At 71.5% G+C, this 10,669-nt stretch carries 9 protein-coding genes; all 9 read right to left on the bottom strand.

Annotation, left to right across the window (positions count from 1 at the left end):
- Positions 1-387: 387 nt before the first annotated feature.
- Positions 388-1,776: a dihydropyrimidinase gene (gene hydA, locus ACRDTB_RS35230; protein WP_431436582.1), complete on the bottom strand. Its 1,389-nt coding sequence runs from the start codon at positions 1,774-1,776 to the stop codon at positions 388-390.
- 17 nt (positions 1,777-1,793) lie between these two features.
- Positions 1,794-3,110, bottom strand: coding sequence for an aspartate aminotransferase family protein (locus tag ACRDTB_RS35225; protein ID WP_431436581.1), 1,317 nt, complete (start codon positions 3,108-3,110; stop codon positions 1,794-1,796).
- Positions 3,107-3,934 (bottom strand): nitrilase-related carbon-nitrogen hydrolase, encoded by an 828-nt coding sequence (locus ACRDTB_RS35220; RefSeq protein WP_431436580.1) that lies wholly within the window; start codon positions 3,932-3,934, stop codon positions 3,107-3,109. The genes ACRDTB_RS35225 and ACRDTB_RS35220 overlap by 4 nt, the downstream gene beginning before the upstream one ends.
- Complete coding sequence (locus ACRDTB_RS35215; protein ID WP_431436579.1) at positions 3,927-7,295, bottom strand: molybdopterin cofactor-binding domain-containing protein; 3,369 nt, start codon at positions 7,293-7,295, stop codon at positions 3,927-3,929. Before ACRDTB_RS35215 ends, ACRDTB_RS35220 begins: the two co-directional genes overlap by 8 nt.
- Positions 7,292-7,747 (bottom strand): (2Fe-2S)-binding protein, encoded by a 456-nt coding sequence (locus ACRDTB_RS35210; RefSeq protein WP_431436578.1) that lies wholly within the window; start codon positions 7,745-7,747, stop codon positions 7,292-7,294. The genes ACRDTB_RS35215 and ACRDTB_RS35210 overlap by 4 nt, the downstream gene beginning before the upstream one ends.
- Complete coding sequence (locus tag ACRDTB_RS35205; protein WP_431436577.1) at positions 7,747-8,175, bottom strand: VOC family protein; 429 nt, start codon at positions 8,173-8,175, stop codon at positions 7,747-7,749. Before ACRDTB_RS35205 ends, ACRDTB_RS35210 begins: the two co-directional genes overlap by 1 nt.
- The gene (locus ACRDTB_RS35200) at positions 8,172-8,882 is read right to left on the bottom strand and encodes a GntR family transcriptional regulator (protein WP_431436576.1); all 711 of its coding nucleotides are present in this window, start codon (positions 8,880-8,882) and stop codon (positions 8,172-8,174) included. The genes ACRDTB_RS35205 and ACRDTB_RS35200 overlap by 4 nt, the downstream gene beginning before the upstream one ends.
- Before the next feature lie 300 nt (positions 8,883-9,182).
- Positions 9,183-10,460, bottom strand: coding sequence for a Zn-dependent hydrolase (locus ACRDTB_RS35195; protein ID WP_431436575.1), 1,278 nt, complete (start codon positions 10,458-10,460; stop codon positions 9,183-9,185).
- On the bottom strand, positions 10,457-10,669 hold a 213-nt coding region (locus tag ACRDTB_RS35190), incomplete at its 5' end, for a hypothetical protein (protein WP_431436574.1). The genes ACRDTB_RS35190 and ACRDTB_RS35195, both read right to left, overlap by 4 nt.

The raw sequence follows: 10,669 nt of genomic DNA, 5'->3' as shown, positions 1-10,669 counted from the left end.
AGCGTGGCCGCGTCGGCCCGGCCGGACAGCCGCGCCGCGAGGTACGCGGAGATCTGCTCGCAGATGCTGATCGTGCGGAGGAACTCGGACATGTCCGCGGGCAGCCGGGAGAGCACCTCGTCGACCAGGTACGCGGCCACCGCCCGGTCGTTCGCGGCGAAGTCGGCGAGGAACCGGTCGGGGTCGGCGCTCCCGGACAGTGACAGGGTCGCGAGGCGCAGGGCGGCGGCCCACCCGAGGATGCGCTGCCGGCGGGTGTGGCTGTGTCCGGAGTGCCGTCGGCCGGGCTCGTCATTGGCGCGGCGACGCGCAGGCTAGAAGGTGTCCGTGAGCGGAACGTGAACGGGTAGTCGGACCGACCATTGGCCTACTGGTGTGCGCGATCGGTCACCGAACGGTGTCGAAGCCATGTGGCATTCCGGCGAGGAACTGGCCGGTGTCGGCCGGCTCCACGTACCGTCCGTCGTCGATCACGACCTCTCCGCGCCGGATCGTGTACTTCGGCCAGCCGCGTACCTCGACGCCTTCGTATGGCGTCCAGTCGGTGTCTTGGTGCAGCCGGGTCGCGGTGATGGTCCGGCGCGCGGCCGGGTCGATGATCACGAGGTCGGCATCCGCGCCGACGGCGAGGATGCCCTTGCGGGAGTGGATGCCGGCGACCCTGGCCGGGTTCTCCGCGATCACCTCACTGAAGCGCGCCTCGGACAGCCGTCCGGCCGCGACTCCGTGCGAGTAGAGCAGCGGTAGCCGGGTCTCCACACCGGGCAGACCGTTGGGCGCGTCGAAGGCGCTGGCCGGCGCCTCCTTCTGTGCCACGGTGAACGCGCAGTGATCGGCGCCGACGATGGAGATCGTGCCGTCGGCGAGACCCGCCCACAGCGCCTCCTGGTCCTCTGTGGACTTGATGGGCGGGCTGCACAGGTAGCGGCGGCCGAGCGGTCCCTCGTAGACCTCGTCGGTCAGGACCAGGTAGTGCGGGCAGGTCTCCGCGAATACCGGGAGGCCACGCCGCCGCGCCGTACGAACCAGCTCGACACCTTCGCGGGTGGACACGTGCTGGATCATCAGCGGCGCACCGGCCTGCTCGGCGAGAAAGATCGCCCGGTGGATCGCCTCCGCCTCGACGAGGTTGTCCTTGGCGGCCCGGAAGTGCATCGCGTCCTGCTTGCCCGCCGCACGCAGCTCCGCCTCCGTGGTCTCGTGCAGCGCGGGGTTCTCCGCATGCACGCCGACGATGCCTCCGGCGGCGGCGACCGCACGCAGCGCTCGGACCAGCTTGGCGTCGTCGGTGAGCAGGCCGCGCCGGCGATAGGTCAGGTAGCACTTGAAGGTGGGGCAGCCCTGCTCGACCACGTCTGGTACCTCGTCGTAACCACGCGCCAGGTCCGGGCCGAGCACGCAGTGCAGCGCGAAGTCGACGAGCACCCCGTCACCGGTGGCCTCGTTCTGGCGGCGCCGGACACCCGCCAGCGCGGACCGGTCGGCGGGAAGGGCCCAGTCCACCACCGAGGTGGTGCCGCCGTGGAACGCCGCGATCGAGGCCGTGCGGAAGTCGTCGTGGGACGTGGCGTCCAGGAACGGCCAGCGGATGTGGGTGTGCGGGTCCACGCCGCCGCTGAACACCGTGAGGCCGGCGGCGTCGATCGTCCGTGCGGAGTCCACACCGGACAGATCACCCAGCACCGAGATCTGCCCGTCCCGCACGCCGATGTCGGTCACCCGTGCCGTCCCCGGGCTGACCACCCGGCCACCCCGTACCACCAAGTCGAACCGCATGCCAGTCCTTTCGCCGTCTACCAGCCCAGCTCGCTGAGGGCCTTGTCCGTGGCGCGCAGCAACGTGGCCACGTCGGCCGCCACCATCGGGGCGGATATGCAGCCCATGCCGCGACCGGCGAGCAGCACGCCGCCGCGCAGCAGCTGTCGGTGGAACTCGGCGAGCCGTTGCCGGTCGGCGCCGCGCACACCCCGGTAGTCGGTCGGCGGCCGGGTGGTGAAGTGCACGTTGAACAGCGAGCCCGTGCCGGTGACCACCGCCGGCACGCCCCGCGCGGCGAACCGCTCCCGCAGTCCCCCGCGCGCCAGCTCACCGAGCCGGTCGAGGTGCCCGATCAGCTCCGCGTCCAGTGTCCGCAGGGTGGCCAGCGAGACCGCGACGGACAGCGGATTCGCGTTGTAGGTACCCGAGTGGTACACGGCCGGTCCGTCCCGGCCCGACCCGTCCAGCGGGGCCATCAACGCGCGGCTGCCTCCCAGCGCGGAGATGGGGAAGCCGTTGCCGCTGACCTTCGAGACCACCGTCAGGTCGGCCACCACCCCGTACTTCTCCTGCCCGCCGCCGACCGCCAGCCGTTGCGTGATCACCTCGTCGCAGAGCAGGACGATGCCCAACCGCCGGGTCAGCCGCCGCACCTCAGCCAGGAACCCGGGCTCCGGCGGAATCATCCCGCCCGCACCGAGCACCGGTTCGAGCACCAACACGCCGATCCGGTCCCCGTGCCGGTCGAGGACGCGGCGCAGCGACGGGAGCGAGTTGAACCGGGCGACGTGCACCTCGGCGGCCACCCGCGGCGGCAGGCCACCGGTGTCCGGCACCGACTCGGGCTCGAGCTCGTCGCCCCAGCCGTCCGGGCCGACCATCCCGCTCACCTTCGCGTGGTCGTAGCCGCCGTGGTAGCCGCCCTCGAACTTGGCCACGCCCGCGCGCCCGGTGACCGCACGCGCGAGCCGGATGCCCAGCATGATCGCCTCCGAGCCGGTCGTGCAGAACACCACCTGCTCGACCCCGGCGAACCGGCCGGCGAGCAACTCCGCCAGCTCGATCTCGGGCTCGGTCGGCGCACCGAGCGCCACCCCGCTGTCGAGCCGTGCGTGTGCGGCCGACAGCACCGCCGGGTGGCCGTGCCCGAGCACCAGGCTGGTGAAGTTGTTGTGGAAGTCGAGTGCCTCGTGGCCGTCGACGAACCGCACCCGGCACCCCTCGCCGGCCACCGCGTACAGCGGATGCGGGCGGTAGAAGACCGACTGCCGGGTGCTGCCACCGGGAATGACAGCCCTGGCCCGCTCGTAGAGCGCCCGGGATGCCGGGAAGTCCCACGCCGGTTCGGTCACGGCTGTTCCTCGATGAGCGCGGCATAGGTGTGCGGCCGGCGGTCCCGGAAGAACTGCCACGCCAGCCGGCGCTCGTCGATCTCCGCGAAGTCCACATCGGACAGCAGGATCTCCTCGCCGTCGCCGGCCTGGGCGAGCACCCGGCCGTCCGGGGCGGCGACCAGGCTGCGGCCGTAGTAGGTGTGCTCCCCCTCCACCCCGACCCGGTTCACCGCGGCCACGAACAGCTCGTTGAACACCGCGTGTGCCCGGATCTCCAGCTCGAAAACGGCGGAGGACAGGCTCGAGGCCGGCGTGGCCACCGGAATGAGGATCAGCTCGGCACCGCCGAGGGCCAGCGCCCGGGCGCCCTCCGGGTAATGGCGGTCGTGGCAGATGTAGACGCCGATCCGGCCGGCCCGGGTTCCGAAGACCGGATAGCCGAGGTTGCCGGGCTTGAAGTAGAGCTTCTCGTAGAAGATCGTGTTGAGCGGGATGTGCTGCTTGCGGTACTTGCCGAGCAGGGTCCCGTCGGCGTCGAGCACCGCCGCGCTGTTGTAGTACACGCCGCGCCCGGCGTGCTCGAACACCGGCACCACGAGCACCACGCCCAGCTCCCGGGCGAGCCGGGCCATCCGCTCGGTGGTCGGGCCTGGGACGGGCTCGGCGTCGGTGAAGAACTCCCTGCCGAGCTCGGTCATCCGGAACCGGCTGTGAAACACCTCGGGCAGGCAGACGATGTCCGCGCCCGCCCCGGCGGCGCGGCGGACCAGCTCCGCGGCGTGTGCCACGTTGCCGGCCTTGATCTCGCCGGCGCCGTGCTGGATCAGCGCCAACCTAGGCATCCGCGGACCCCTCCCGGTGCGACTCGATCGACGCGCGCAGGCGCCTGCGCAGCAGCGCGACCGTGGCGTCGACCTTCCATTCGTTGCGCGCCAACGGATGCGCGTCGGCGGTCCAGGCCTCTACCGCGCGCTCGATGGTCGCGTCGGTCAGCGCCTCGCCGATCAGTGCCCGTTCCGACGCCCGCGCGCGGTACGGGGTCGGGGCGATCGCGCCGAGCACCAGCCTGGCGTCGGTGACCACGCCGTCGGCCACGGCCAGCGAGGTCGCCGCCGAGGTCACCGCGAAGTCACCCTCCCACAGGTTGAGCTTCTCGAAGCCGTTCACCCGTTGCCGCGCGGCGGCGGGCACGCGCACCTCCACGACGAGCTCGTCGTCGGCGAGGACCGTCTCCCCCGGACCCCGGTAGAACCCGGCCAGGTCGAGCTCGCGCCGCCGGTCGGGGCCCTGGCACGTCACCACCGCGTCGAGCGCGGCGAACACGGTGGCCAGGTCGGACGGGGTCACCGCCTGGCAGCGGTGGGCTCCGAGCACGGCGTGCTGGTAGCGGTGGTCACCGAGCACCGCGTAGCACGGGCAGGTCGCGCCGCCGCGTTTGTAGCAGGAGAAGCCGTTGCGGTAGAACCAGCAGCGCTTCTGCTGGCACAGGTTTCCGCCCACGGTGGCCATCTCGCGGATCTGTGCCGAGGCGATGCCGGACACCGCGGCACGCAGCACCGGGTCGGTCGCCGCGTGTTCGCCGAGTGCGGCGAGCCGGACCGCGCCACCGATGACCAGATCACCCTCGGCGGTCTCGGCGAGCCTGGCCATCGACACCACGGAATCGGTCCGCACCAACACTTGCGGTGCGATCAGGCCCTGGTCCCTTGCCGGGAACAGATCCGTGCCGCCGCCGAGTGGACGGGCCGCCTCGGCGCCGGCGAGTGCCGCGGTGGCCCCCTGCACGTCCTCGGGTTTCTCGATCCGAGCGATCTCTTGTGGTGGCACCGAGTGGGCGAACCTGGTGCCGTAGCGGTGCAGGACCACGTGCAGGCCACGCGGATACAGCCAGCGGATGAGCGCGACCCACCACCGGTCCGGCTTCTGCCACCACCGGTAGCGGCGACGTGGGCTCGTCTCCGCCACGGCGGCCAGGACCTTGTCCGGGGTGATCGGCAGGTCCCGGATGCGGACGCCGATCGCGTGTGCCACGGCGTTGGCCACGGCGGCCGCCGTCGGGTTGAGCGCGATCTCCCCGATGCCCTTCGCGCCGTGCGGGCCGGCTGGGTCGTGGTGCACCACCGGGATCACCTGGATCGGCGGCAGGTCCGCGGCGCGCGGGGTGGCGTAGTTGAGGTAGGACGGGTTGACCACCCGACCGCCTTCGTAGCCGATCTCCTCGCCGAGCGCGGCGCCGATGCCCATGGCGATCCCGCCGGTGATCTGGCTTTCGAAGTCGATAGGGCGAAGCGGCACGCCAGAGTCGTGCACGGCGACGAAGTCGAGCACCCGGACCTTTCCGGTTTCCAGGTCCACCTCCACCTCGGCCGACTGCGCGGCGAAGGAGTAGGTAGCCGACGCGTTGCGTGGGGCACCGTCGATATCGGTGCGCTCCACCTCGGCGACGAACTCGCCGTCGAAGCGCAGCTCGCCGGAGTGCGCACGGTCGGCCATGCCCACCAGGCTGCCAAGGTCCACCGCCTGCCCTTCGGTGCGAGCCTCCCCATCTCGCAGCGTGACCTCGGCCGGATCGACGCCGAACTTCTCGGCTGCCAGCTTCCGCAGCGACTCGGCCGCGTTTCGCGCAGCCGCGCGGGTCGCGTGCCCGGACATGAAGGTGCCGCGCGAGGACCAGGCACCGAAGTCCACAGGTGTCCGGTCGGAGTCCATCATCACCACGTCGACGGAGCCGGAGTCGAGTCCCAGCTCCTCCGCGGCGACGTCGGCGATCAGCGACCGTTGCCCGGTACCGGCGTCCGCGCCGCCGAAGCCGACCACCACACCACCATCCGTGCCGATCGTGACGCTGGCCTCGCTACGGTTCGATCCCAAGTAGGCGTTCTTGCCGCTGGGGTGGATGGCGATCGCCATGCCGATGCCCCGCCCGCGTCCGCCGTCCGCGCGCTTGCCGGTCCAGCCGCTGGCCGTGCGCAGCACCTCGAGGCATTCGGTGAGGCGGGTGTCGACGATCCGCCAGCCGGCGTGGGTGGTCTCTCCCTCGCGATGCACGTTGCGTAGCCGCAACTCAATGGGATCCATGCCGATTCGGTCGGCCAGCTCGTCCATTTGGGACTCCACCGCGAAGGTCGCCTGCGGCGCGCCGTAGCCGCGGAACTGCCCGCCTGGTTGCTTGTTGGTGTAGACCAGGTTCGCGCGGATGTCGGCGAGGTCACTGCGGTACAGGGAGGCGAGTACGGCGGCCGCGGTGGTGAGCACCGAGGGGCCGTAGTGGTTGTACGCGCCGTTGTCCGCGGTGATGTCGGCGCGGTGCCCGAGCAGCCGACCCTCCGGGGTCGCTTCCGTTCGTAGCTCGATGTCGAAGTCGTGCCGTGGCTTGGTGGCGAGGAACTCCTCCTCGCGGTCGTAGACCAGGCTGACCGGACGCCCAGGGCACCTCATGGCCAGCGCCGCGACCAGCGCCTCGTGCTCGCAGATCTTCGACTTCGACCCGAAGCCGCCGCCCACGGCCACTTCCCGGATCCTGATCTGGTCCGCGTCGAGCCCGAGGACGTGGGCGACCTCCTTGCGGATGAAGTACGGCGCCTGGGTCGGGGTCCACAGCTCGAGCACCTCCTCGTCCGCGGACCACCGCGCGACCGCCCGGTTGGTCTCCATGCACAGTTGGGTCTGCCGGGCGAAGTAGTAGCGGCCGCTGCAGGACACGGTGTCGGCGTAGGGTACCGGCGGGGTGCCGAAGGCGAGGCGCAGCCGGCGAGCCACGTTGTCCGGCGACGCGTCGTGCAGGGTCGGGGCGCCCGTGGCGACCGCGGCGGCGACGTCGGTCACGGCGGGCAGCGGCCGGTAGCTCACCCGGATGGCACGCAGCGCCGCCTCGGCCTCCGCGCGGCTCGTCGCGGCCACGGCGGCGACTTCCTCGCCCAGGTAACGGACTCGGTCGGCGGCGAGCGGCCGTCTGTCCGACATGGACGATCCCTGGTGGATGTAGCGCGCGTCGCCGAAGTCGGCGGCGGTGACCACGGCCGCGACCCCGGGCATCCGCCGCGCCGCCGACACGTCCACCGAGCGGATCCGGGCATGCGGGTGCGGGCTGCGCAGCACCCGGGCGACCAAGGTGCCCGGCAGGGACAGGTCGTCGGTGTAGCGGCTGGCCCCGGAGGTGACCTCCGCCCAGTCGATCCGCCGGACCCGGGTCCCGATCGTCATGACTGCCCACTCGGTCGACCACTCGCCGCGCGCAACGCGGCCACGATGCCGGTGTAGCCGGTGCAGCGGCAGATGTTGCCGGACATGGCCGCGCGCAGCCGGTCATCTCCGGGCGGCAGCCCCTCACGTAGCAACGCCACGCCCCGCACGATCTGCCCGGGCGTGCAGTAGCCGCACTGGAATCCGCCGTGATCGGCGAAGGCCCGGCGCAGCGGCGCCGACTCCTCGACCAGTCCCTCGATGGTCTCCACCGGCCCGTCCACCATGCCGGCCCGAAGCAGGCAGGACAGCACCGGCCGGCCGCTCACCAACACGGTGCAGGCGCCGCACTCGCCGCGACCGCAGCCCTCCTTGGTGCCGGTCAGGCCCAGCCGTTCACGCAGCACGGTCAGCAACGAGTCGGCGGCGTCCGCGGCCGCGACCGTCTCGTTCCCGTTGACCCGCAACAACATCACGGCTCCACCGGGCCGGCGGCCTCGACCAGCTCCACCAGCAGCCCGTCGAACGCGGTCGGGTGCACGAAGGCGATCTCGGTGCCCATGCCACCCTGCCTCGGCACCTCGTCGACCAACCGCACACCGGCGTCCCGCAGCCGGGTGAGCAGCGTGGCCAGCCCGTCGACCTCGAAGGCCACATGGTGCAGCGCGGCACCGCGCCGGTCGACGAACTTCTCCACCACGCCCGGCCCGTCCGCCTCCAGCAGCTGCAGGTAGCAGTCGCCGGCCGGAACCATGCGCTCCACCATGCCGGGCGCCCGCTCGGTGTGCGCGACCCGGAGCCCGAGCAACTCGGCGAGACGACCGTGCGGGCCCTGCCCAGCCGCGTGGGCGAAGGCCACGTGGTGGATGCGCCGCACCGTGCCGGGCCCGCTGCCGTTCACCGGATCACGCTCCAGGCTCTGGTGGTGCGCCTGCGGTGCTCCAGCTCGTCTTCCATCAGCGAGCGGATGTGCAGCCTGGTCCGCCGCTCGGCGGCGTCGGGGTCGCCGTCGCGGACCGCGCCGACGATCTTGTCGTGCTGGCCGATGGACGTCTCGATCCGGCCGGGGATCTGGTTGGTCACCACGCCCATGAGGTAGATCTGGGCCCAGATTCGGGCGACCTCCTGCTGCAGCAGCTCGTTGTCGGTCTGCGCGAAGATGATCTCGTCGAACTCGGAGAAGTGCCGGTGGACGTCGTCGATGTGGCCACCGGCGAACGACGTCCGCGCGGCCTGGTTGGCGACGTCGAGCCGTTCGGCGACCTCGGCATGCCCGGCGCGCTGCGAGGCGGCGCGGGCACAGGCGCCCTCGTAGAGCTCGCGCAGCTCGTAGACCTGGCGAAACTCCCGCTCGGTGAAGTCGCGGACGAAGAACCCCCGGTGGGGAAAGGACTTCACCAGCCCGTCCTGCTCCAGCCGGGTCAGCGCCTCGCGGACCGGGGTCTTCGAGACCCGCAGTTGCTCGGCGATGCTCTGCTCGACCAGGTGCTGGGACGGGTGGTAGTGCCCGGCGAGGATGCCGGATCGTAAGGACTGGTAGGCGATCTCCCGTGCCTGCGCCTTGGACGGGCCGGCTTCCGTCTGGTTCGCGGTGCCGCGCTGCTTCATGCCGCCTCCCCGGAATTCAATGTGTTGGTTGCGTTGGGGGACGGAGGTTTCTGTCTGGGCACGTACTTGTGGCTGGCTTGCGTCACGGTCCCCTGAGGTGCGGCTGCGAATGCCTCGATCTGGTTCGCGGTGCCGCGCTGCTGCCGCTGCGTCATGACTGCTCCGCCTCCCCGGAATTTATTGTGTTGGTTGTGTTGGGGGGCGGGGGGTTTTGTTTGGGCACGTACATGTGGCTGGCTTGCGTCACGGTCCCCTGAGGTGCGGTTGGGAAGGCCTCGGCCTGATTCGCTCTTGGGGGTGTCATGACTGCTCCCTACTTCGGACCGCGGCGGCCGTGGTCGCTTGCGCATCCACGTCTAGCACGGCTTGGGCGAGCACCTGAGTGCCGGTGGCCAGGTGCTCGGGCGCCGCCCACTCCGCAGGGCTGTGCGACACCCCGTCCCGGCAGGGAATGAAGATCACGCTGGTGGGTATCCGCCGGGCCGTCACGCCGGCGTCGTGGCCGGCGCCGCTGGTGAGGACCCGCGCGCGGCCGGTCACCCGTCGTGCCGCACCGGCGACCACGTCGCGCAGCCAGGGGGAGAGCTCGACCGGTGGCACGTCGGACACGTCATCGACCTCCAGCTCGACGTCGTGGTCCCTACAGGCGGCGCGGGCCGCCTCGATCACCTGCTGGATGGTCCGCTCCTGCACCCGCGCGTCCGTGCCGCGGACGTCGACGCCGAGGTCGACCCGGCCGGGCACGGCCGTCATGGCGCCGGGATGCACGGTCAGCTCGCCCACGGTGCCGACCAGGTCCTCGGCCCGCCGGACGAGCCGGTGCACCGCGACGACCACCTCCGCGGCGGCCACCAGCGCGTCGCGCCGCAGCCGCATGGGGGTGGCTCCGGAGTGGTCGGTCTGCCCGCGCAAACGCATGCGCAGCCTACGGTTCCCGGCGATGCAGTCGACCACGCCGACGTCCTCGCCGGCCTCCTGCAGGACCCTGCCCTGCTCGATGTGCAGTTCGAGGAACGCGGCCACGTCCCGGGTCCACGGCGCCGGTCGGGTGGTCTCCAGCGGGCGCATGCCCACCGCCGCCAGCGCGTCGCGCAGGCTCACCCCGTCCCGGTCGGACAACGCCAGCTCGTCGTCCCCGAGTCCCTCGACCGCGGCCTTGCTGCCGAGGCAGGGCTTGCCGAACCGGGCCCCCTCCTCCGCGCTGAAGCAGACCAGCGTGAGGTCGTGCTCAGTGCGAACATCCGCATCGTCGAGCGCGCGTACCACCTCGAGCGCCCCGACCACGCCCGCCGCGCCGTCGTAGTTTCCGCCCCGCGGGACGCTGTCCAGGTGGGAACCGATCGCGATGGATCCACCGGCGCCGCGGCCCGGCCTGGTGCCGATCGTGTTGCCGAAGGCGTCCCGCGTCACCCGCAGCCCCACCGCCGTCATCCACGTGGCCATCATGTCGTGTGCCTGCCGCTCCACCGGGGTGACGCAGATCCGGTTGATCGAGCCATCCCGGTGGTCCCGACCGATCGTGCCCAGCTCGTCCAGGCTCGCCGCCAACCGGTCGGCGTTGATCGGCAGGTCTCTCACTGTTCCGCCTCCCCGGAATTTATTGTGTTGGTTGCGTTGGGGAACGGGGGGTTCTGGTTGGGCACGTGCTTGTGGCCGGCCTGCGTCACGTTCCCCTGAGGTGCGGCTGCGAAGCCCTCGGCCCGATTCGATCTCGACGATACGGTGAGGAACGGGGAGTTCCGGTTGGGCACGTGCTTGTGGCCGGCCTGCGTCACGTTCCCCTGAGG

This window comes from Actinophytocola sp. (assembly GCF_050699935.1).
In the GTDB taxonomy this organism is placed as follows: Bacteria; Actinomycetota; Actinomycetes; order Mycobacteriales; family Pseudonocardiaceae; genus Actinophytocola.
This window is presented reverse-complemented; position numbering and strand designations above follow the sequence as displayed.